The sequence below is a fragment of the Dyella sp. LX-66 genome (assembly GCF_018599165.1).
Lineage (GTDB): Bacteria > Pseudomonadota > Gammaproteobacteria > Xanthomonadales > Rhodanobacteraceae > Dyella_D > Dyella_D marensis.
Genome location: NZ_JAHFVJ010000020.1, coordinates 18,411 through 38,646 on the forward strand (window position 1 = coordinate 18,411; position 20,236 = coordinate 38,646).

20 protein-coding genes and 1 tRNA gene are annotated in these 20,236 nt (G+C 67.6%); 5 read left to right on the forward strand and 16 right to left on the reverse strand.

What is annotated here, in order from left to right; all coding sequences use genetic code 11:
• Positions 1 to 287 precede the first annotated feature (287 nt).
• The 7 genes from KK141_RS21990 to KK141_RS22020 form a co-directional block, all read right to left on the reverse strand.
• Positions 288 to 1,016, reverse strand: coding sequence for a UDP-2,3-diacylglucosamine diphosphatase (locus KK141_RS21990; protein ID WP_214571313.1), 729 nt, complete (start codon positions 1,014 to 1,016; stop codon positions 288 to 290).
• Entirely contained in the window at positions 1,016 to 1,723 is a 708-nt protein-coding gene (locus KK141_RS21995) for a peptidylprolyl isomerase (protein ID WP_214571312.1), read from the reverse strand. The genes KK141_RS21990 and KK141_RS21995 overlap by 1 nt, the downstream gene beginning before the upstream one ends.
• Positions 1,724 to 1,818: 95 nt before the next feature.
• Positions 1,819 to 3,336 (reverse strand): Ppx/GppA phosphatase family protein, encoded by a 1,518-nt coding sequence (locus tag KK141_RS22000; protein WP_214571311.1) that lies wholly within the window; start codon positions 3,334 to 3,336, stop codon positions 1,819 to 1,821.
• Between the two features lie 74 nt (positions 3,337 to 3,410).
• On the reverse strand, positions 3,411 to 5,540 hold the full coding sequence (gene ppk1 / locus KK141_RS22005) for a polyphosphate kinase 1 (RefSeq protein ID WP_214571310.1): 2,130 nt from the start codon (positions 5,538 to 5,540) through the stop codon (positions 3,411 to 3,413).
• Between the two features lie 245 nt (positions 5,541 to 5,785).
• Entirely contained in the window at positions 5,786 to 7,054 is a 1,269-nt protein-coding gene (gene phoR, locus KK141_RS22010; protein ID WP_214571309.1) for a phosphate regulon sensor histidine kinase PhoR, read from the reverse strand.
• Positions 7,055 to 7,145: 91 nt separating this feature from the next.
• Entirely contained in the window at positions 7,146 to 7,835 is a 690-nt protein-coding gene (gene phoB / locus KK141_RS22015; protein ID WP_026636248.1) for a phosphate regulon transcriptional regulator PhoB, read from the reverse strand.
• Positions 7,836 to 7,967: 132 nt separating this feature from the next.
• Positions 7,968 to 9,653 (reverse strand): M48 family metalloprotease, encoded by a 1,686-nt coding sequence (locus KK141_RS22020; protein ID WP_214571308.1) that lies wholly within the window; start codon positions 9,651 to 9,653, stop codon positions 7,968 to 7,970.
• 126 nt (positions 9,654 to 9,779) lie between these two features.
• Between KK141_RS22020 and grxC the strand changes: the two genes are divergently transcribed.
• The 3 genes from grxC to KK141_RS22035 all read left to right on the forward strand — a co-directional run bounded on the left by grxC (position 9,780) and on the right by KK141_RS22035 (position 11,665).
• Entirely contained in the window at positions 9,780 to 10,043 is a 264-nt protein-coding gene (gene grxC, locus KK141_RS22025) for a glutaredoxin 3 (RefSeq protein ID WP_167254389.1), read from the forward strand.
• On the forward strand, positions 10,040 to 10,438 hold the full coding sequence (locus tag KK141_RS22030; RefSeq protein WP_214571307.1) for a carboxymuconolactone decarboxylase family protein: 399 nt from the start codon (positions 10,040 to 10,042) through the stop codon (positions 10,436 to 10,438). The genes grxC and KK141_RS22030 overlap by 4 nt, the downstream gene beginning before the upstream one ends.
• Positions 10,439 to 10,648: 210 nt before the next feature.
• Complete coding sequence (locus tag KK141_RS22035) at positions 10,649 to 11,665, forward strand: isocitrate dehydrogenase (protein WP_214571306.1); 1,017 nt, start codon at positions 10,649 to 10,651, stop codon at positions 11,663 to 11,665.
• A 73-nt stretch (positions 11,666 to 11,738) separates the two neighbouring features.
• Here KK141_RS22035 and KK141_RS22040 read toward each other — a convergent pair whose 3' ends face one another.
• The 7 genes from KK141_RS22040 to KK141_RS22070 all read right to left on the reverse strand — a co-directional run bounded on the left by KK141_RS22040 (position 11,739) and on the right by KK141_RS22070 (position 17,896).
• Positions 11,739 to 12,197 carry a carboxymuconolactone decarboxylase family protein gene (locus KK141_RS22040; protein WP_214571305.1) on the reverse strand — a complete coding sequence of 153 codons (459 nt, stop codon included), beginning with the start codon at positions 12,195 to 12,197 and terminating at the stop codon, positions 11,739 to 11,741.
• 40 nt (positions 12,198 to 12,237) lie between these two features.
• On the reverse strand, positions 12,238 to 13,137 hold the full coding sequence (gene sigJ / locus KK141_RS22045) for an RNA polymerase sigma factor SigJ (RefSeq protein ID WP_214571304.1): 900 nt from the start codon (positions 13,135 to 13,137) through the stop codon (positions 12,238 to 12,240).
• Positions 13,138 to 13,199: 62 nt separating this feature from the next.
• Entirely contained in the window at positions 13,200 to 14,126 is a 927-nt protein-coding gene (locus KK141_RS22050; RefSeq protein WP_284733908.1) for an aspartyl/asparaginyl beta-hydroxylase domain-containing protein, read from the reverse strand.
• Between the two features lie 85 nt (positions 14,127 to 14,211).
• The gene (gene thiD / locus KK141_RS22055) at positions 14,212 to 15,006 is read right to left on the reverse strand and encodes a bifunctional hydroxymethylpyrimidine kinase/phosphomethylpyrimidine kinase (protein ID WP_214571303.1); all 795 of its coding nucleotides are present in this window, start codon (positions 15,004 to 15,006) and stop codon (positions 14,212 to 14,214) included.
• A 51-nt stretch (positions 15,007 to 15,057) separates the two neighbouring features.
• Positions 15,058 to 16,437 carry a PhoH family protein gene (locus tag KK141_RS22060; RefSeq protein ID WP_214571302.1) on the reverse strand — a complete coding sequence of 460 codons (1,380 nt, stop codon included), beginning with the start codon at positions 16,435 to 16,437 and terminating at the stop codon, positions 15,058 to 15,060.
• A 145-nt stretch (positions 16,438 to 16,582) separates the two neighbouring features.
• Positions 16,583 to 17,044 (reverse strand): peroxiredoxin, encoded by a 462-nt coding sequence (locus KK141_RS22065; protein WP_214571301.1) that lies wholly within the window; start codon positions 17,042 to 17,044, stop codon positions 16,583 to 16,585.
• Positions 17,045 to 17,341: 297 nt separating this feature from the next.
• Positions 17,342 to 17,896 (reverse strand): glycine cleavage system protein R, encoded by a 555-nt coding sequence (locus tag KK141_RS22070; RefSeq protein WP_243868001.1) that lies wholly within the window; start codon positions 17,894 to 17,896, stop codon positions 17,342 to 17,344.
• 125 nt (positions 17,897 to 18,021) lie between these two features.
• On the opposite strand from KK141_RS22070, the gene dapA reads away from it, so the two are divergent.
• Positions 18,022 to 18,915 carry a 4-hydroxy-tetrahydrodipicolinate synthase gene (dapA, locus tag KK141_RS22075; RefSeq protein WP_214571300.1) on the forward strand — a complete coding sequence of 298 codons (894 nt, stop codon included), beginning with the start codon at positions 18,022 to 18,024 and terminating at the stop codon, positions 18,913 to 18,915.
• A 34-nt stretch (positions 18,916 to 18,949) separates the two neighbouring features.
• Positions 18,950 to 19,546 carry a hypothetical protein gene (locus KK141_RS22080; RefSeq protein WP_214571299.1) on the forward strand — a complete coding sequence of 199 codons (597 nt, stop codon included), beginning with the start codon at positions 18,950 to 18,952 and terminating at the stop codon, positions 19,544 to 19,546.
• 97 nt (positions 19,547 to 19,643) lie between these two features.
• Here KK141_RS22080 and fdxA read toward each other — a convergent pair whose 3' ends face one another.
• Positions 19,644 to 19,967, reverse strand: coding sequence for a ferredoxin FdxA (gene fdxA / locus KK141_RS22085; RefSeq protein WP_214571298.1), 324 nt, complete (start codon positions 19,965 to 19,967; stop codon positions 19,644 to 19,646).
• A gap of 47 nt (positions 19,968 to 20,014) precedes the next feature.
• Positions 20,015 to 20,090, reverse strand: a tRNA-Glu gene (locus KK141_RS22090).
• Between the last annotated feature and the right edge of the window lie 146 nt (positions 20,091 to 20,236).

The window sequence follows — 20,236 nt, forward strand, 5'->3', positions numbered from 1 at the left end:
GTCCGGGGCGTTTTGCGTATCTGGCTGAGAGAGCGGGTAAGAGACCCGGCTGCTCGGCTACGCCGAGCAGCCGGTTCGACAAATTCGCCGGGAGCGAATTTGGACAGCCGCAGGCTGGCCCCTTCGCGCACAGCGCGAAGGGGTGAGGCCCATGGATGGGCCTCACAATCCCGAGCGTCACGGCAAAGCGCACCGCACATCGAAGCCCAAAACAAAAAACGCCCCAACGGGGCGTTTTGCATTTCGCGAACAGTGTCAGCGTCAGAAGCTCATCTCTCTGGGACCCGTCAGCCCACCGCCAATCCCCGCAACTCAGCTTCATTCGGCGTCACCTTCAACACCGACCCGTGCTCATACCAATCCCCCAGCACAATCCGCTCAGACGCCTTCCCATCCAACTCGAAACCATGCACCGCCGGCCGATGCGTATGCCCATGAATCAACCTCGTCACACCCGCACGCACCATCGCCTCAGCCACCGCACCGGCGTTGACATCCATGATCGTCTCCATGGTGCTCCCCGTATGCGCCTTGCTGTCCTCCCGCGCCTTCGCCGCAAACGCTCTACGCGCCTCCAGCGGCATGGCGAGGATCTGCGCCTGCCATTCCGGCGTCCGCACCTGCTTCCGCACCGCCTGATAAGCCACATCATCGGTACACAACACATCCCCATGCATCAGCAAGGTAGGCCGCCCGTATAAGTCATGCACGGTGCCATCCTCCAGCAAGCTAAACCCCGCCCGCCGCGCAAACTTCTCGCCCAGCAGAAAATCCCGATTCCCCACCATGAAATACACCGGCACCCCGGCATCGCTCAGCGCTTTCGTCGCAGCAGCAATCCGCGCCGGCAGTTCCGCGTCGTCGTCGTCGCCGATCCACGCCTCCACCAGATCGCCGAGGATGTACACCGCATCCGCACCACGCGCTTCATCGCTGGCCAGAAACTCCTCGAACAACCGCGTGATCCGCGGCCGCGCCGCATCCAGATGCAGGTCGGCAATAAACAACGTATGCATCAGCCCTTGGTCCCTTTCTTAGGCGCGGGCTTCGCAGCGGGAGCGGCTGGCGCAGCAACCGGCGGCGTCGGCGCGCTGGCGGCACGCGCCGGCGCCTCCTCGCCGATCACATAAGCACTGTCCACCACCGGCAACGGATTCGGCACGTCATTGGCAAATGGCCCCAGCGCCCGTGTCGGCAGGCCGGCGATCTTGTCGACCACGTCCATGCCCTTGACCACCTTGCCGAACACGGCAAAGCCCCAGGTCAGCCCGCTCTGGTTGCCGACGTAGTCCAGCCGGCGGTTGTCCACCAGGTTGAAGAAGAACTGCGAGGTGCCCGAATTCGGATCGGCCCCGCGCGCCACGGCCAGGGTGCCGCGCAGATTGGAAAGGCCGTTGTCCGCCTCGCTGGCGATCGCCGAATGCGTGCGCTTGGGTTGCAGGTCGCGCGTGTACAGGCCGCCCTGCACCATGTAGCCGGCGATCGCGCGGTGCATCACCGTGCCGCTGTAGAAGCCTTCGCGCACGTACTGCAGAAAGTTCGCCACGCTCTTGGGCGACTTGTCCGGATACAGCTCCACGGTGATGTCGCCCACCGTGGTGTGCAGCACCACCTGCGGATGCGGCAGGTTGGATGGCGTCGGGGCCGGCGCCTGCTTCACCGCCTGGGCGGAGAGCGCAAAGGGCAGGGCGAGCAGGGCAAGAAAGCTAAGGATTCGTCGCATGGCGTGTCGGGCGGCGTCAGGCATCCGCGCATGATACGCGGCGGCGGTGAGGGTGGCCTTAAGAGCGTCGGCGCAGGAAAACGCGGGCCGCACGGTCAAAAGGCGGTGAGGTCGAGGGTGAGGCCCAGTTCGGCCATCGGCGGACGCTCCTGCTCCAGGTCCGCCTCGGTCAGCGGGTGCTGCTCGATCCAGGCCGCCGGCAGCCCCAGGCGCAGGCGCTGGGCGGTGGCGGCCAGGCGCATCTGCGGCAGCGATTCGGCGCGGCGCGCGCGGCGGAACAGCACGGCCAGGCGCAGCAGGGCGGTGATCTGCCGGGCCAGGGCGCGGTAGCGCTGCGGCAGGGCGGAGAACAAGGTCTTCTCCGGCTTGCGGCGATGCGCCTCCACCACGGCGGCAAGCAGCTGCTGCTCCTGCCGCGAGAAGCCGGCCAGGTCGGCGTGGCGCAGGATGTAGGCGCCATGGTGATGGTGCTGGCTGTGCGCGATGGCCAGGCCGATCTCGTGCACGCGCGACACCCACGACAGCCATTCGCGCGCCTCGCCGTCCAGCTTCCAGCTCTTGGCCACCTGGTCGAACAGCATCAGCGCGGTGGATTCCACGCGCCGCGCCTGGGCGCGGTCCACGCCGTAGCGCGCGGCCAGCGCGTCGATGCTGGCGGTGCGCGGGTCGGTGCCGCCGGCGCGGCCCAGCAGGTCCCATAGCAGGCCTTCGCGCATCGAGCTTTCGCACACGCGCATGCGCTGGATGCCCAGCGCCTCGAACGCGGCTTCGAAGATCACCACGCCGCCAGCAATCACCGGCGCGCGGTCGTCGGACAGGCCCGGCAGCTTCAGTGCGCCGATCTGGCCCTGGGCCAGCAAGGCGTCGCGCAGCTGGGCCAGCGAGGCCGGCGTGATGCCGTCGTCGGAGAACTTCATGGCCTGCACCACGCCGCCGATCGCCTTGGCCGTGCCGGAGGAGCCGAAGGCATCCACCCAGCCCGCCTCGCGGTAATCCTCGGCGAACTGCTGCAGCAGCACGCCCAGCTCGCCGGTGGCGCGCTGCCAGCGCTTGCGATTGAGCTTGCCGCCGGGAAAGAAACGCATGGTCGAGGCGATGCAGCCGGCCTGCACGCTTTCGGTGTGCATCGGGGCCAGGCCGCGGCCGATGATGAATTCGGTACTGCCGCCGCCGACGTCGATCACCAGGCGGTTCTCGCGCGAGGCGGGCAGGTCGTGCGAGGCGCCAAGGAAGATCAGGCGGCCTTCCTCGCGACCGGAGACGATTTCCACCGGATGGCCCAGCGCGGTCTCGGCGGCGGTCAGGAAGGACTGCGGCGAAGCCAGCCGGCGCACCGTATTGGTGGCCACCGCGCGCACCCGGGCCGAAGGCAGGCCGGCGATGCGCTGGCCGAAGCGGGCCAGGCAGTTCAGCGCGCGGGCGCGGTGCTCGGCGTCCAGCGTGCCATCGGCGCGCAGGCCGGCGGCCATGCGCACGGTGTCGCGCAGGCGGTCGATCACCCGGGGTTCGCCGTGCTCCACCCGCGCCACGACCATGTGAAAGCTGTTGGAACCCATATCGATGGCGGCGATCAGCTCGCCATCCTTGATCGGGGACTGCTCGCCTTGAATCATCCGGGGCTCGTATTCCGTGCGATTGAGTGCGAATTCTCGCACGCAGGCGCCGGCCTGCGTCAGTCCGCGGGAAGTCAGCCGCGGCTGGCCTTAGGCGTCGCAGGGCTGAGCTTGTCCAGCAGGTACTCCTGCGCGCTGTGCGGCGCTGCGTCGCCGGGCTCGGCACGGGTGTAGCGGCCCTCGCTGTCCAGCAGCCAGGCCTGGGTATTGTCCGCCAGATAATTGGCCAGGGTTTCGTCGTACACGCGCTGGGCCAGTGCCGGCTCGAGGATGGGGAAGGCCACCTCGATGCGGCGCATCAGATTGCGTTCCATCCAGTCCGCGCTGGCGCAATAGGTTTCCGGCGCGCCGTCGTTGGCGAACCAGTACACCCGGCTGTGCTCCAGGAAGCGGCCGACGATGGAGCGCACGCGGATGCGCTCGGACACGCCCGGCAGCCCCGGCCGCAAGGTGCAGGCGCCGCGCACGATCAGGTCGATCTCCACGCCCGCCTGCGAGGCGCGGTACAGCGCCTCGATCACATGGGCCTCGTTCAGCGCATTGAGCTTGGCCACGATGCGTGCCGGCCTGCCGGCCTTGGCATGCGCGGTTTCGCGTTCGATCTTGGCCACCACGCTCTTGTACAGCGTGAACGGCGAATGCAGCAGGCGCTTGAGCTGGATCATCGGACCTAAGCCGGAGAGCTGCTGGAAGACCTTGTGCAGGTCTTCGCCGATCTCCGGATGCGCGGTCATCAGGCCGATGTCGGTATAGGCGCGGCTGTTGGCCTGGTGATAGTTGCCGGTGGAAAGGTGCACATAGCGGCGCAGCACCTCGCCCTCGCGGCGCACGATCAGCAGCATCTTGGCGTGGGTCTTGTAGCCCACCACGCCGTACACCACCTGCACGCCGGCCTCCTGCAGGCGCGTGGCGAGGCGGATGTTGGCCTCCTCGTCGAAGCGCGCGCGCAGCTCGATCACCACGGTGACGTCCTTGCCGTTGCGCGCCGCTTCCACCAGCAGGTCCACCAGCGGCGTGTCGGCGCCGGCGCGGTACAGGGTCTGCTTGATGGCCAGCACGTTCGGGTCCTGCGCGGCCTGGCCGAGCAGTTCCACCACCGTCATGAAGGACTCGTACGGATGGTGCAGCAGCACGTCGCGCTCGCGCAGCACCTCGAACTTGCACTTGCTGCCGTCGAAGGCCTTGGGCAGCTGCGGGGTGAAGCGCGGGAATTTCAGCGCGGGGCGGTCCAGGCTGTCGTACACGCTGCCGGCGCGGATGATGTTGACCGGGCCGTCGCAGCGGTAGACGTCGTTCTCTTCCAGCTCGAAGTTGGCGATCAGCATCGACACGATCGCCTTCGGGCAATCCGCGCCGATCTCCAGCCGCACCGGCTTGGCATAGCCGCGGCCGAGCAGTTCCTCGCTCAGCGCGCGGGCCAGGTTCTCCACCTCGGCTTCCTCGACCATCAGCTCGCTGTTGCGCGTGACGCGGAACTGGTACGAGCCGGCCACCTTGAAGCCGGGGAACATCTGGTCGACGAAGCCCTGCAGCAGCTCGGCCAGGAATACGAAATGGTCGCCCTCGCCGCAGACCTCGTTGGGCAGCCGGATGATCCGCGGCAGCGAGCGCGGCGCGCGCACCAGGGCCATATGGCCTTCGCGGCCGAAGGCGTCGCGGCCCTTCAGCACCACGGCGAGGTTGAGCGTCTTGTTGAGGATGCGCGGGAACGGATGCGCCGGGTCCAGGCCCAGCGGCGACAGCACCGGCAGCACTTCATTTTCGAAATAGCCCTGCAGCCAGCGGCGCTGGCGCTCGCTCCAGCGGTCGCGGGTGAGGAAGTGGATTTCCTCGGCGTCCAGCGCGGGTTTGAGCTCGTCCTGCCAGGTGGTGTACTGCGCGTCGACCAGGTCCAGCACGCGCTTGCGGATGCGCGCCAGCAGCTCGCCCGAGGGAATACCGTCCGGCCCCGGCGCGGCCGAGCCGAAGCTGTGGTGATGCTTGAGCATGGCCACGCGCACCTCGAAGAATTCGTCGAGGTTGTTGGCCACGATGCTGAGGAAACGCAGGCGCTCCAGCAGCGGCACGGAGGTGTCGCGGGCCTGGGCCAGCACGCGGAAATTGAATTCCAGCGCGGCCAGCTCGCGGCTGAGGTACAGCTCGGGGGCGGCGGGGTCGATGGTGTGGTCGATCACGGGGGACGACGAGGACGGTTTACGGCGCATCGCGGCATTCTGGCCGATGCGGGGCGCAAGCTCATGCGGCGGTGCCGCGTAGTGTGATGGAAGGTTCAGAAGGCGTTGCTAATGGAACCCTTCGCCCCTCCGGGGAGAAGGTGGCGGCAGCCGGATGAGGGGCCGGGGCTCGCGGTGGAAGATCGACAGGGCGAGGTGCTCTTGCTGCTCCTGCTTCACCGCTCCGCCCGACCCTCACCCCAGCCCTCTCCCCGGAGGGGAGAGGGAGCAAGCCCTCAGGCCTCGTCCGGGCCGCCTGGCTTCAACAGCCGCTCATGCCCGAAGCAGCACGAGAACGTCGACCCCTGGCCCGGCTCGCTCTGGATCTCCAGCCTGGCCTGATGCAGGTTCAGCACGTGCTTGACGATGGACAGGCCCAGCCCGGTGCCGCCGCTGTCGCGCGAGCGGCTGGACGAGACGCGGTAGAAGCGCTCGGTCAGGCGGGCCAGGTGCGCGGCGGGGATGCCGAAGCCGGTATCGCTGACCGAATAGGTGGCGCCTTCCGGGGTGCGCTTCCAGCGGATGGTGATGTTGCCGCCGGTGGGGGTGTAGCGCACCGCGTTGCTGACCAGGTTGGACAGCGCGCTGTGCAGGTCCTTGGCCGAACCCAGCAGGTCGGCTTCCGCGGTGTTTTCCACCGCGATGTGGTGGCGGCCCTGGCTCAGCGCCTCGGCTTCCTTGCGCACGGTGGCCAGCAGCGGCGCCATCGGCACGCGCTCGTCGGTGACGTGGTCCTGGGTTTCCAGGCGCGACAGGGTGAGCAGGTCTTCCACGATCTGGCCCATGCGCTTGGACTGCGCGCGCATTTCGCCGAGCACCGGCGCCAGTTCCGGCACGTCTTCCGGATCGATCAGTTCCAGGTAACCGTGGATCACCGTCAGCGGCGTGCGCAGCTCGTGCGACACATTGGCCACGAAGTCGCGGCGGATCTGCTCCAGCCGGGTCAGGTGGCTGATGTCGCGCGCCAGCAGCAGGCGCTGGCGGCGGCCGAACGGCAGCAGGGTGACGTTGATGTGCCGGTTCGGATGGCCCGGAGCGACCACGTCGTTGAGCGGCTCGTGCGCGCCGTCCTGCAGCCAGCCGGCCAGCTCGGTGGTGCCCAGGCGTTCGTGCAGGTGGATGCCGCGGTCCTGCGGCCGGCGCAGGCCGAGCAGGTCTTCGGCGGCGTGATTGAACCAGCGCACGTGCTGCTCGTTGTCGAGCAGGACGACGGCATCCGGCAGGCTGCCGGCGGCGCTGCGCAGATCACGCAAACTGGAGGCAATGCGACGGGAACGCGTCATGAAGCGGTCATGCTGCAAGGGGCTGATGGTGGGGTGCGGCGGCATGATGTGCCGTGTTTCATGACGGATTCGGGTCAACAGCAAGACGGTTTCCGCGATAGCGACAAGCGCCACGCCAAGCACCGCGCGGTCGCCCGCCCAGGCGCCGATCAGGCCGCCCAGCACGAGGCCGGCCGCGAGGGCGGCCGGCAGTTTCCACGAACGATCGAACGGCTCAGGCATGCGGTCGGGCCATGGTCGCCACAAGGCGGGCAAGCATATCGGCAAACGCTGCCGACCGACGCCGCCGGCCCGCTTAATCGCCTGAGAGCGCTTAGACGCTGGCCGAGAAACGGTAGCCCGCGCCGCGCACGGTCTGCACCATCTCGTCCAGCTTCCACGGCTCCAGCGTCTTGCGCAGGCGGCGGATATGCACGTCGACGGTGCGCTCCTCCACGTACACGCTGCCGCCCCACACATGGTCGAGCAGCTGCGCGCGGGAGTAGACGCGCTCCGGATGCGTCATGAAGAAGTACAGCAGGCGGTATTCGGTCGGGCCGATCGGCACCGAGTCCTCGCCGGCGAACACGCGGTGGGCCGGGCCGTCGATGCGCAGGCCGCCCAGTTCCACCATGCCCGAGCCGTCGTCGCCCTGGCTGCGGCGCAGTACCGCCTTGATGCGGGCGATCAGCTCGCGGGTGGAGAAGGGTTTGACCACGTAGTCGTCGACGCCGGCTTCCAGCCCGTTGACCCGGTCCATCTCCTCGCCGCGGGCGGTGAGCATGATGATCGGGACTTCCCGGCTGAGTTCTTCCTTGCGCAGGCGCCGGGCCAGTTCCAGGCCGCTGGTGCCCGGAAGCATCCAGTCGAGCAGGATCAGGTCGGGGACCTGTTCGGCAATGGCGATCTGGGCAGCCCGGGCATCGGCGGCGTGGACTGCGTCCATGCCGGCCTTGCGCAGGGCAAAGGCGACCATGTCGCGGATCGAGGCTTCGTCTTCGACGATAAGAATGCGCTTGTGCACGCGTATGGGTCCGCTTGGGGGCCTGTGACGCAAATATTGCAACGATTCAATGTTACGCCCCTATGACATTTCACGAGAGCGCAACGAAATCGTCGATTTGCGGGCGTGACAGGCGCGTGCAGGAAGGGGGGTTCAGCGCCCCGCGCCGAAGCACAGGCGGCCGCTGCAGGCCTGATTCGGCTGCTGCAGCTGCTGGGTGCGGCCGTCCGGGTTGTCCTCGGTCTGCACGCGGCGCTTGCGCAGCTCCATCACCAGCGGGGTGAGGTCGGCGATGCGGGCCTGGATGCGGGCGCGGGCGTAGTAGTCCAGGTCCTGGCGCTTGAGCAGGCGCTTGAGCTGCTCCATGGCGTCGAACGGGCGGCCGGACAGATAGCTGGCATCGGCATAGGCCTCGCCCGCGCGGATCGCCTCGCCGGCTTTTTCGCTGGCGCGGGCGTAGCTGCGGTAGAGCTCGGGCTCGTCGGCGTTGTCCAGCATCGGGCGCAGCATGTCGGCAGCCTGCACGGCATCCGCATGGCTGCCGCCTTCGGTGAGCGCGTGCGCATAGCCCAGCGCGATCGCGCGGTTGCGCGGCGACTGCCCGTTGAGCGAGGCATACAGCGCCAGCGCCTCGCCGCGCTGGCCGGACTGCAGTTTCGCGTCGGCCATGGCCAGCTGCACGATCTGGTTGTCCGGATGGTTCTTCAGCAGCGGCTGCAGTTCTTCCACCGCCTTGGCGCCACGCCCGCTACGGGTGAGCGCGAGCGCATAGCCGTAGTGATTGGCCGGCGTGTTGAATTCCTGGTGCTTGTCCAGGTTGTTCGCGTAGTAGGTGCTGAGCGGCAGCGCGTCGCCGGACAGCACGCGCACGCGTTCGCGCATCAGCGCATAGGTGTCCAGGCCGTCCTTCTGCCCGTGCGCGCCGGCCAGCACGGTCGGGTCTTTCACGTAGGCGATCGGTGCGGTGCTTTTTTCCCACTGCGTTTTAGTGAGCGTGGGCGCGGTGGGGCGCAGCTTCTGCTGCGCGGCCAGGGCGTCGGCGCGCGACTTGGCGTCGCTGATGCGCGACAGCGTCACCGGGTGGGTCTGCAGCAGTTCGGGCACGTCGCGGTCGCCGCCCGCACCGGCGCGCAGGGTGTCCTGCATGCGCTCGAAGAAGGTGGCCATGGCGTTGGGATCGTAGCCGGCGTTGGACAGCGTCTGGATGCCGGCGCGGTCGGCTTCGACCTCGTCCTTGCGGGTGAAGTTGATCTGCCGCTGCAGCATCAGGCCCTGGCCGCCCATCAGCACCGCGCCGGCGGCGTCGCCGGCATGCGCGCCGGCGCCGGCGGCGATCGCGCCCAGCAGCACCAGGGCCATCAGCGGCGCATCTTTTTTCGAGGACTCGAACGCGCGCTGCAGGTGGTTCTGCGTGATGTGGCCGATCTCGTGCGCGATCACGCCGGCCAGTTCGCTTTCGCTGTTGGTGATGTCGATCAGGCCCGAGTTCACCGCGATATAGCCGCCGGGCGCGGCGAAGGCGTTGATCACGTCCTCCTTCACGATGAAGAAGGAGAAGTGGTCCTTGGGCTTGTCGCTGGCGGCGACCAGGCGGTAGCCGAGGTCGTTGATGTAGTCGTCGAGCAGGGCGTCGTCGACCACCATGTCCATCGAACGCATCTGGCGCAGCATGGCGGCGCCGTATTCCTGCGCCTCCTGCGGGGAGACCAGGGCATTGGCGGAACTGCCCAGGTCCGGCAGGCGGACATTGGTGTCCTGGGCGCCCGCGCCGAAGCTCAGCAGGGCGCAGGCCATGGCGGTCGCCAGACGGGTGGTAACGGTACGTGGTGCCATGCGCATAGGTAGGTGACAATAGCACTTGTGACCGCGTCCCATGAGTCCGGTTCACCGTCTCATGCGGCTTGTTTTAAGGGGCCAGGGCCCCTATCTAAGCCGCCATCGCCGTTATCTTTTCCGGAGTCCGTCGTGCCCAAGATCGAGGTCTATTCGACCGGTTACTGCCCCTACTGCGTATCCGCCAAGAACTTGCTGAAATCCAAGGGACTGGAGTGGACCGAAGTGATGGTCGACACCGATCCGGCGCGCCGCGACGAAATGCTCCAGCGCAGCGGCGGCCGCCGCACCGTGCCGCAGATCTTCATCAACGACCAGCACGTCGGCGGCTTCGACGACCTGGTCGCCGCCGACCGCAGCGGCAAGCTGGCCCAGCTGCTGGGGAGCGCGGCATGAGCGCTGACGACAAGAGCAAGGACCGCCTCGCCGAGTTCACCGCGTTCCGCCAGCGCATGAACGAACGCATCCTGGCCGAGGACAACCAGGTCGTGCGCCGCTTCTTCGCCCTGGACACGCAGACCTACAAGCCCGGCGCCCTGGACGTCAAAACCAAGGAACTGCTCGGCCTGGTCGCCTCGATGGTGCTGCGCTGCGACGACTGCATCAGCTACCACGTGGCCCAGTGCAAGGAAGCCGGGGTCAGCCGCGAGGAGTTCTTCGAGACCTTCAGCGTCGGCCTGGTGGTGGGCGGCTCGATCGTGATCCCGCACCTGCGCCGCGCCGTGGACTTCCTGGACCAGCTCGAAGCCGGCGCCTCCGGCTCCGGCGACGCCTGCGCCGACCACGCCTGATTCATCCGGCTGCCTGATCCGCCCCTCGAGCCCGGCCCCGCGCCGGGCTCGTCCGTGCGAGTTTGCGAAATGCTCCGTACGAGGATTTGCAACGCCGCGGCGGGCGTCCGCACTGGCCGCTCCTGCCGGCATCGGGGATAATTCATAGGATTTTTCGGCCGGCCTTCCCCCGCCGCGCCGCCCGATTTCTTTCCTTCAAGGAGTTCCCCCATGAGCAAGACCATCGCCGTCATCCCGGGTGACGGCATCGGCCCGGAGATCATGAAGGCGACGCTGCGCGTGCTCGACGCCCTGGACTGCGGCCTGTCCTACGAGTTCGTCGACGCCGGCATGGTGGCGCTGGAGAAGCACGGCGACCTGCTGCCCAAGGACACGCTGGACGCCATCGCCAAGCACAAGATCGCCCTGAAGGGCCCGCTGACCACGCCGATCGGCGGCGGCTTCACCTCGATCAACGTCACCCTGCGCCGCCACTTCGACCTGTACGCCAACGTGCGTCCGGCGATCAGCTTCCCGGGCACCAAGGCGCGCTTCGAGAACATCGACATCATCACGGTGCGCGAGAACACCGAAGGCGCCTACCTGTCCGAAGGCCAGACCCTGTCCGAGGACGGCGAAGTCGCCACCTCGATGGTGCGCAACACCCGCAAGGGCAGCACGCGCATCGTCAAGTACGCCTTCGAGATGGCGCGCCAGAAGGGCCGCAAGAAGATCACGGCCGTGCACAAGGCCAACATCATGAAGACCAGCTCGGGCCTGTTCCTCAACGTGGCGCGCGAAGTGGCCAAGGAATATCCCGACATCGAGTTCAACGAGATGATCGTGGACAACACCTGCATGCAGCTGGTGATGAGGCCTGAGCAGTTCGACGTGATCGTCACCACCAACCTGTTCGGCGACATCCTGTCCGACCTGTGCGCCGGCCTGGTCGGCGGCCTGGGCCTGGCCCCGGGCGACAACATCGGCGCGGGCGCGGCGATCTTCGAAGCGGTGCACGGCTCGGCGCCGGACATCGCCGGCAAGGGCGTCGCCAACCCCTGCGCGCTGCTGCTGGCGGCGGCGGACATGCTCGACCACCTGGGCATGGCGGAGAAGGGAAACAAGGTGCGCGCGGCCATCCGCGACACCCTGACCAACGACCGCGACGCCGTCACCCCGGACCTGGGCGGCAAGGGCAATACCGACAGCTTCGGCGACGCCATCGTCAAGCGCGTCAAGGCGGCCTGAGTTTTCCGCCGTTCCACGAAAAAGCCGCGGCGTTTGCCGCGGCTTTTTTCATGCGCCGACGATGGAGCAGCAATCAGCCGAACATGCCCGGCTGGTAATCCCCGCCCGCCGTATGCGCCGCCAGGTTGATGCGGTTCCAGCTGTTGATCAGCGTGACCAGCAAGGTCAGGTCGACCATCTCCTTCTCGTTGAACAGCTGGCTGGTCTGCTGGTACAGCGCGTCCGGCACCGAATCGCCGGGCACCAGGCGGGTCAGCGCCTCGGCCCAGGCCAGGGCCGAGCGTTCGCGTTCGCTGTAGCACGCCGCTTCGCGCCAGCCGGCCAGCAGGTACAGGCGCTGCTCGGTTTCGCCGGCGGCGCGCGCGTCCTTGGTGTGCATGTCCAGGCAATAGCAGCAGCCGTTGATCTGCGAGACGCGGGTCAGCACCAGTTCGATCATGGCCGGCTCCAGGCCGCCGGACTTGAGGTTCTTGCTCAGCACGAACAGCGGCTGCAGCGACTTGAAGTGATGGGCGATATTGAAGCGGGACATGGCGGTTTCCTTGAAAGGGAACGGCCGCAGTGGCCGCTCTTCAATGCAAGGACGCAGCCGCCGCGCGTTTCGTGACAGCTTCCAGGCGAGCGAGTTTTTCCGGGTGGCGGATCGAGTGGATGGCCGTGATCTGCTCGCCGTCGCATTCGACCCACAGCGCGGAGGTGAGGCGGCCGCCAGTCCAGATAAGCAACGCCGGCGCGCCATTGAGCTGGCTCAGCTGGCGCACGGTTTCCGGGCCGCCGGAATGCAGCGCGATCTGCCGATACAGCCGCGCCACGCGATCCTGTCCGTACAGCGGACGCAGCACCGCGCGCACCACGCCGCCGCCATCGGAGATATGCACGGCGTCCTCGGCGAACAGCGCGCGCAGCGAATCCAGATTCGGGCGATCCATCGCGGCGAGGAAACGCTGCAGCATGCGCTGCTGCATCGAATGGTCCACGTTGAAGCGCGGGCGCCCTTCGCGCAGCCGCGTCTTCGCGCGATGCACGCGCTGGCGGCAGGCGTCTTCGGCGACGCCCAGGATGGCGGCGGCCTCGGCGTGGCTGTAGTCGAAGACTTCCTTCAGCAGAAACGCCGCGCGCTCCTCGGGGCTCAGCCGTTCGAGCAGCAGCAGGAAGGACAGGCTCAGCGTCTCGGCGCGTTCGAGCTGTTCCGGCGGCGCTTCGTCCACCGGTTCCAGCGGCTCGGGCAGCCAGGGGCCGGTGTAGTGCTCGCGTTCGGTCTTGGCGCGGCGCAGGCGGTCCAGGGCGAGGCGGGTGGTGACGGTGACCAGCCAGGCTTCCGGGTCGTCCAGGGTGGAGGCATCCTGCTCGTGCCAGCGCAGCCAGGCGTCGTGCAGCACGTCCTCGGCGTCGGCCGGGCGGCCGAGCATGCGGTAGGCCAGGCCGAACAGGCGCTGGCGGTGCTGCTGGAACAAGGCGGTCTGCGGGTCCATGGGCGGCTCCTGAGCGGGGGTGACAAGGCCAGGACGCGCTAGGCGGCCGGAACGTGACCGCCTCAGCGGAAGAACGGATACGGCGCCAGGAACACCAGCCAGATCATCAGCACGATGCCGATGTATTTCAGTACCCGGAACAGCCGGGGGCTGCGCTTCTTGAAGGCCCGGCTGCGCTCGCGCGAGCGCTGGTTGAGCGCGAACATGCGGTTGACGAAGCCGGTCTTCTCCTCCGGCGATTCGGTGTTCGGCGAGGCGGTGATCTTGCCCATGAAGGCGCCGACGCGATGGTTGATCGCGGTCATCAGGCGCGTGCGCAGCGGGCGCTCGACGTCGGCGAACAGGATCACGCGGGTCTGGTCGGTGCGGTTCTCGGCCCAGTGCACATAGGTTTCGTCGAACACCACGTCCTTGCCGTCGCCCCAGGCGTGGATCTCGCCGTCGACGAAGATGCGGCAGTCCTCGGAGTTGGGCGTGATCAGACCCAGGTGATAGCGCAGCGAGCCGGCGAACGGATCGCGGTGCGGATTGAGCTTGCTGCCCGGCGGCAGCAGGGCGAACATCGCCGCCTTCACGCTGGGAATGGCGTTGAGCAGCTTCACCGTCTCCGGGCACAGCGCCTCGGCCGAGGCCAGCGGTTCGCCGTACCACTTGAGATAAAAACGCTTCCAGCCCTGCTTGAAGAAGCTGTTGAAGCTGGCGTCGTTGTGCTTTTCCGCGGCGCGGATAAAGCCCTCGTCGAACAGATGCATGGCCTCTTCGCGGATGGTCTGCCAGTTCGCCTGCAGCAGGTCCAGCTGGGGGAAGTCGCGGCGGTCCAGGATCGGCCGCGCCGGCACCGCCGAGAAGGTGTACATCAGCAGGTTGTACGGCGCGAAGATCGCCGAATGGTCGACCAGCTGCCGGTCGAAGCGCAGGCGCGAGCGGCCGCGCAGATGCACCGCGAGCACGCACAGTGCGAACACGGCGAAGATGAGCAGCAGGATCAGGCGCGGAGCGAGGATCATGTCGTGGGCAGCGAAGGCGGAAAGACCAGCCGCCATTCTACTCCCAAGCCTGCCGCCGCCTTGAGGCTCAGTGCCGCAGCACCCGCACCGCGCCCTTCCCGGGGCGGTAACCCTGGGCCAGCGCCCGCTGCACATAGGCCACCGCCTGGCGTACCGCGGCGCGCGGCGTGCGCCCCTTGGCCAGCTCCGCGGCGACCGCGGAGGCCAGCGTGCAGCCGGTGCCGTGGCCTTCCACGCGCAGGCGCGGGTGGCGCAGTTCCATCGAGCCGTCGGCGTCGTAGAAACGGTCCACCACCTCGCCGCCGCGGGCGTGGCCGCCCTTGAGCAGCACGGCTTTCGCGCCCAGCGCGCGCAGGGCGGCGCCGGCGCGGTCGTAGTCGCGGGCGCTGCGGATGGGGTGGCCGAGCAGGGCTTCGGCTTCCGGCAGATTGGGCGTGAGCACGTCGGCCAGCGGGATCAGCTCGCGCACCACCGCCTGCACCGCGTCTTCCGTCAGCAGGCGCGCGCCGCTGGTGGCGATCATCACCGGATCCACCACCAGCCATGCGGGCTGGTGCTTGCGCAGCTCGCGCGCCACCAGCCGTACGATCGCCGCGTTGCCGAGCATGCCAGTCTTCACCGCGCCGATGGCGAAGTCGTCGAACACCGCATCGAGCTGGCTGCGGATATGCGCCAGCGGCACCGGATGCACGGCGCTGACCCCGCGCGTGTTCTGCGAGGTGATGGCGGCAATGGCGGAAAGGCCGTGCACGCCGCGCGCATGAAAGGCCTTGAGGTCGGCCTGGATGCCGGCACCGCCGCCGGAGTCGGAGCCGGCGATGGTGAGCGCGATGGGGGGAGTGGAATCGGAGGTTTTCTGCATGGTGATCGCCGTCCGGCACGCGCCGGAACGGCGATTGTCCCATGAGTGCGCTTACAGCGCTTCGGAGGCGAAATCCGCCAGCCGCGAACGCTCGCCGCGCCGCAAAGTGATGTGCGCCGAATGTTCCCACCCCTTGAAGCGGTCCACCGCGTAAGTCAGGCCGGAGGTCGTTTCGGTGAGGTAGGGCGTGTCGATCTGTTCCACGTTGCCCAGGCAGACGATCTTGGTGCCGGGGCCGGCGCGGGTGATCAGGGTTTTCATCTGCTTCGGCGTGAGGTTCTGCGCCTCGTCGATGATCAGGTAGCGCGACAGGAAGGTGCGGCCGCGCATGAAGTTCAGCGAGCGGATCTTGATGCGCGAGGCGAGCAGGTCGTTGGTGGCCTGGCGGCCCCAGCTGCCGCCTTCCTCGGGGTTGGCGAGCACTTCGAGGTTGTCGGTGAGCGCGCCCATCCACGGCGTCATTTTTTCTTCCTCGGTGCCGGGCAGGAAGCCGATGTCCTCGCCGACCGAGACCGTGGCGCGGGTCATGATGATCTCGCGATAGCGCTGCTGGTCCATCACCTGGGCCAGGCCCGCGGCCAGCGCGAGCAGGGTCTTGCCGGTGCCGGCGGTGCCGAGCAGGGTGACGAAGTCGACATCCGGATCCATCAGCACGTTGAGCGCGAAGTTCTGTTCGCGGTTGCGCGCCGCGATGCCCCACACGGCGTGGTTGGAATGGCTGTGGTCGTCCAGCAGCACCAGGGTGGCTTCTTCCTCGTCGACGTGCAGCACGCGCAGCTCGACGCTGTTGTCGCCGGGCAGGAACAGGCACTGGTTCGGATGCCAGTCCTCGTCCTCGCGGCGCTTGACCTTGTAGAAGGTGCGGCCGCGCTCGTTCCACGACTGCACTTCGGGGTGGCGGTCCCAGAAGTCTTCGGTCAGTTCGGTGGAGCCGGTATAGAGCAGGGCGAAGTCGTCGAGCGCGCGGTCGTTCTCGTAGTCCTCCGCATCGATGCCGTAGATCTTGGCCTTGATGCGCAGGTTGATGTCCTTGCTGACCAGGATCACCGCGCGGTCCGGATTCTGGTCGCGCAGCTCGATCACCGCCGCCAGGATCAGGTTGTCGGCCTTGCCGTGGCCGTTGGTGGCGCGCTGCTGGAAATACAGCCGGCCCACCGTGTTGTTGCGTTTGAGCTTGATGCCCTGCGGGCTGCTCAGTTCCAGCCCGTTGCTGATGCCGTGGCCGTTGCCGCGTTCGATCAGCTCGTTGAGGAAGCGGCTGACCTGGCGGCCGTTGCGCGAGACTTCCGAGGCGCCTTTCTTCTTTTCGTCCAGCTCCTCCAGCACTGTCATGGGGATGAACACGTCATGCTCCTCGAAGCGGAACAGCGACGTGGGATCGTGCAGCAGAACATTGGTATCGAGAGCGTAAATGCGCTTGCTTCCGGTCATACGGAAGTTGCCTCGCTGGCGTGCTGGTTGTGAAAACGCGGCATGCGGGATGCCGTGGGAATCCGGCCCCGCGGGCCGGAACATGCGCGTCCGTGCCGCCTGCGCGGTGAGCGCCGACGGGACGGAGCGGATAGGTCGGAAGGGTTCACTTGGCGGGGATGGCGTCGAGCACGGCTTGGGCGTGACCTGGGACTTTGACGTTGCGCCATTCCTGCACCAGCCTGCCTTCGGGATCGATCAGGAAGCTACTTCGTACGACACCCATGTGACGTTTTCCGTACAGCACCTTCTCGTGGATCACGTCGAAGGCCTGGCACCAGGTTTCCTCGGGGTCGGAAACCAGCGGGAACGGCAGCTCCTGCTTGGCGGCGAAGTTGGCGTGCGACTTGACCGAGTCGCGCGAGACGCCGATGACCTCGGCGTTGCGCTTGCGGAATGTCGGGTAGAGATCGCGGAAGTCCTTGGCTTCGTTGGTGCAGCCCGGGGTGCTGTCCTTGGGGTAGAAATACACCACCACCCATTGGCCCTTGAGGCTGTCGAGTTTCAGCTCGCTGCCGTCGCCGAGCGGGCCTTTGAGCTTGGGCACTTTTTTGCCGAGGTCTGGCATGACTGCTCCTGCGAAGCCAGCACCTGGCTTCGTCTTGTGGTTTTAGTGGGGGAGTGAGGCTGGCGGCCGGTGGCCGGCACGGAGGGGAAGGCGGCGCGTCGTGCGATAGTGCTCGCTCGATCTGCGTACTGCATGCGCGCCGGCCCTCCGGTATTGCCTCTTCGGGGCCAAGACTAGCGCGCCTGCGGCGGCGGATGACAGCCCTTGCCAACCGCGGCGTGGCGGGGGCATGCTGGCTTTCCCTCGCGCTGGGGCCCGGAAGAAGTTTTTGGCGGCCCCGCTCTTGAACCAGAGCGCTTAGAACTTGACCGGATCCATGATGGCATCCAGGTTGAGGCCGTCGCAGAATTCCAGGAAGTCGTCGCGCAAGGCGGCGATGTGCGTGTCGGCGGGAATGCCCACGGTGATCTGCGCCTGGAACATCGCCGCGCCGGTCTGCATGGCCTGGTAGCGCATCGAATGCAGCTGTTCCACCGCGATGCCGTGGCGGTCGAAGAAATCGATGATGCGCACCAGGATGCCGGGACGGTCGGCCGAGATCACTTCCACCAGGTAGGGCAGCAGGCGCGAGGCCTGGCTGCGGCCGTCGGTGCGGTAGTGCATCAGGTGCACGTCTTCCTCGCGCGCGAACTTGGCCAGGGCCGACTCCAGCTTCGCCACCGCGTCCCACGAGCCGGTGGCCAGCAGGGTCAGCGAGGTGTCCACGCCGATGGTCGACACGCGCGCGTCGGCCAGGTTGCAGCCGGCATCGGCGATGCGGCGGGCCAGGTTCAGCAGGGGAGTGCGCGGCGACGGGGTCAGGGCCTGGATCAGCAGCTGGTGGTCGTTGCCGGTACGCGAGGAACGGTTCAAGGAGGTCGGCCTGTAGCGTGGGCCCGCGCAGCGCGGGACGGCGGCGCAAGGCCCGGCGAGCTTACTTGTCGCCCCTCCGAGGTCGCAAGTAACATGCAGGGCTTGGCTTCTGGCCGGAGTATGTCTTGAAGATTCGTGGAAGCATCTGCGCCCTGGCGACCCCGTTCACGTCGGACGGTGCGCTGGATCTGGACGCCTTCGGGCGGCTGCTGGACTACCAGATCGCGGGCGGGACGCAGGCCGTAGTGGTGGCCGGTTCCACCGGCGAAGCCCACATGCTCGAGCACGACGAATACGAAACCCTGCTGGCCTTCGCGGTGAAACGCGTGGCCGGACGCATCCCGGTGCTCGCCGGCACCGGCGAGGCCGGCACGGCCAAGACCGTGGCGCTGACCCGCCGCGCGCGCGAACTGGGCGCGGATGTCGCGCTGGTGGTGGCGCCGTTCTACGTGCGCCCCACGCAGGAAGGCCTGCACCGGCATTTTCTCGCGGTGGCCGAGCAGGGCGGCCTGCCGGTGATCCTCTACAACGTGCCCGGCCGCACCGGCTGCGACCTGCTGCCGGAGACGGTGGCCGCGCTGCGCGACCATCCGGCCATCGTCGGCATCAAGGAGGCAGTGGGCAGCGACGAGCGCATCCACGCCCTCGCGGAACTTGCGCGCGCCGATTTCGTCTACCTGTCCGGTGACGACCCGACCGCCGGCAAGGCCATGCTGGCCGGCGCGGCCGGCACCGTCTCGGTGGTGGCCAACCTGGCGCCCAAGGCCTTCCGCGCGCTGTGCGACGCGGCGGCCGCGGGCGACGCGGCGGCCACCGCGCGCTGCGACGATGTCCTCGCCGCGCTGGTTCAGGCGTTGAACTGCGCACCCAACCCGATCGCCGTGAAGGCCGGCCTGCCGGCGCTGGGGCTGGGTTCGGCGGCGCCGCGCCTGCCCCTGGTCGAACTGCAGGAAGGGCCGGAGCGGGCGCGCATCGCCGAAGCGCTGGCGGCTCTGGCATCCTTGGCAAACGCGGCCTGACGGCCGCCCGATCTCTCAACGGAACTCCAATTCAATGAAGAAATCCCCGCTCCTCCTCGCCATGCCGGCCCTGGCCCTGTCCGCCTTGCTGCTTTCCGGTTGCGGCATGTTCCGCTCGGAGAAGGCCTGGGAGGCCGCCAAGCAGGAAACGCCGCTGGAGATCCCGCCGGGCCTGGATACGCCGTCGACCAGCGCCGCCCTGGTGATCCCGGAGCAGGGCGCCAACAACCCCACCTCCAACGGCGCCACCGCGCGCGTGGGCAAGGGCGGCGGCGTGATCGCCGACGGCTTCGTGCTCACCGACACCGTCGACAACGCCTACCGCCGCGTCGGCCAGGCGCTGGAGCAGGGCGACATCGGCCAGGTGCTGAGCCACGACGACGCCGGCCATGCCTACACGCTGAGCGTGGTGGCCTCGGCCACGCAGGGCAGCAAGCCGGGCTTCTTCCGCCGCATGTTCGGTGGCGGCAAGAAGGACAGCTCCGCCCCCGCGCCGGGCGCCGCGCCGCACCAGGTGCAGGTGGTGATCGGCCCCAGCGGCCAGAGCGCCAGCGAAGTGCGCGCGCAGGGCGATGCCGCCGCCGTGGCCAAGGTGGTGGATACGCTGAAGTCGCGCCTGGGCGGTAATTGATTCCGCGCCGCGGTTGCTCAGCGAACGAAAAAGCCGCCCATCGGGCGGCTTTTTTATAGGGCGAAGTCCGAAGGAATGATTCGGATCAGTCGGAAAATCAGCGCTGCAACTGGTCCAGCTTGCCCGGCTTGTTTTCCCATTCCTTGGCGTCCGGCAGGCCGTCCTTGCGCTCGGTGATCACCGGCCAGGCCTTGGCCAGATCCGCATTGAGCGCCACGAAGGACTCCTGCCCGGCGGGCACGTCGTCTTCCGGATAGATGGCGTTGATCGGGCATTCCGGCTCGCACAAGGTGCAGTCGATGCACTCGTCCGGATCGATCACCAGGAAATTCGGGCCTTCGTGGAAGGCATCGACAGGGCAGACTTCGACGCAGTCGGTGTACTTGCACTTGATGCAGTTGTCGGTGACGACAAAGGTCATGCGATCGCGGGCCTGTGTATGCCGGGAGGGCCTGTGCGGCCCGGAAGTGGCGCTCCCTACGAGGTTCGAACTCGTGTTCCCGCCTTGAGAGGGCGGTGTCCTAGGCCACTAGACGAAGGGAGCGAAAAGCACCGGAGCGCGCTAGTATAGCGAAATTGTTGCGGCCGGCAATGCCCTCCGTGACAGCTGTCTCATGCCCGAAGCCATGCGCAGCCACGGGTTCCGACCCGGCGGCACCCCAGGCCCAAGGCCATGCGGCAACCCTTCCG

What these genes read in the sequence shown, in the direction of transcription:
- KK141_RS22020 (WP_214571308.1), bottom strand. Translation starts at nt 9,653, where the DNA reads ATGCGCATGGCACCACGTACCGTTACCACCCGTCTGGCGACCGCCATG.
- KK141_RS22060 (WP_214571302.1), bottom strand. Translation starts at nt 16,437, where the DNA reads ATGACCGGAAGCAAGCGCATTTACGCTCTCGATACCAATGTTCTGCTG.
- sigJ (WP_214571304.1), bottom strand. Translation starts at nt 13,137, where the DNA reads ATGGACCCGCAGACCGCCTTGTTCCAGCAGCACCGCCAGCGCCTGTTC.
- ppk1 (WP_214571310.1), bottom strand. Translation starts at nt 5,540, where the DNA reads ATGCGCCGTAAACCGTCCTCGTCGTCCCCCGTGATCGACCACACCATC.
- KK141_RS22000 (WP_214571311.1), bottom strand. Translation starts at nt 3,336, where the DNA reads ATGATTCAAGGCGAGCAGTCCCCGATCAAGGATGGCGAGCTGATCGCC.
- fdxA (WP_214571298.1), bottom strand. Translation starts at nt 19,967, where the DNA reads ATGACCTTTGTCGTCACCGACAACTGCATCAAGTGCAAGTACACCGAC.
- KK141_RS22035 (WP_214571306.1), top strand. Translation starts at nt 10,649, where the DNA reads ATGAGCAAGACCATCGCCGTCATCCCGGGTGACGGCATCGGCCCGGAG.
- KK141_RS22030 (WP_214571307.1), top strand. Translation starts at nt 10,040, where the DNA reads ATGAGCGCTGACGACAAGAGCAAGGACCGCCTCGCCGAGTTCACCGCG.
- KK141_RS22065 (WP_214571301.1), bottom strand. Translation starts at nt 17,044, where the DNA reads ATGCCAGACCTCGGCAAAAAAGTGCCCAAGCTCAAAGGCCCGCTCGGC.
- phoR (WP_214571309.1), bottom strand. Translation starts at nt 7,054, where the DNA reads ATGCCTGAGCCGTTCGATCGTTCGTGGAAACTGCCGGCCGCCCTCGCG.
- thiD (WP_214571303.1), bottom strand. Translation starts at nt 15,006, where the DNA reads ATGCAGAAAACCTCCGATTCCACTCCCCCCATCGCGCTCACCATCGCC.
- KK141_RS21990 (WP_214571313.1), bottom strand. Translation starts at nt 1,016, where the DNA reads ATGCATACGTTGTTTATTGCCGACCTGCATCTGGATGCGGCGCGGCCG.
- KK141_RS22080 (WP_214571299.1), top strand. Translation starts at nt 18,950, where the DNA reads ATGAAGAAATCCCCGCTCCTCCTCGCCATGCCGGCCCTGGCCCTGTCC.
- KK141_RS21995 (WP_214571312.1), bottom strand. Translation starts at nt 1,723, where the DNA reads ATGCGACGAATCCTTAGCTTTCTTGCCCTGCTCGCCCTGCCCTTTGCG.
- KK141_RS22040 (WP_214571305.1), bottom strand. Translation starts at nt 12,197, where the DNA reads ATGTCCCGCTTCAATATCGCCCATCACTTCAAGTCGCTGCAGCCGCTG.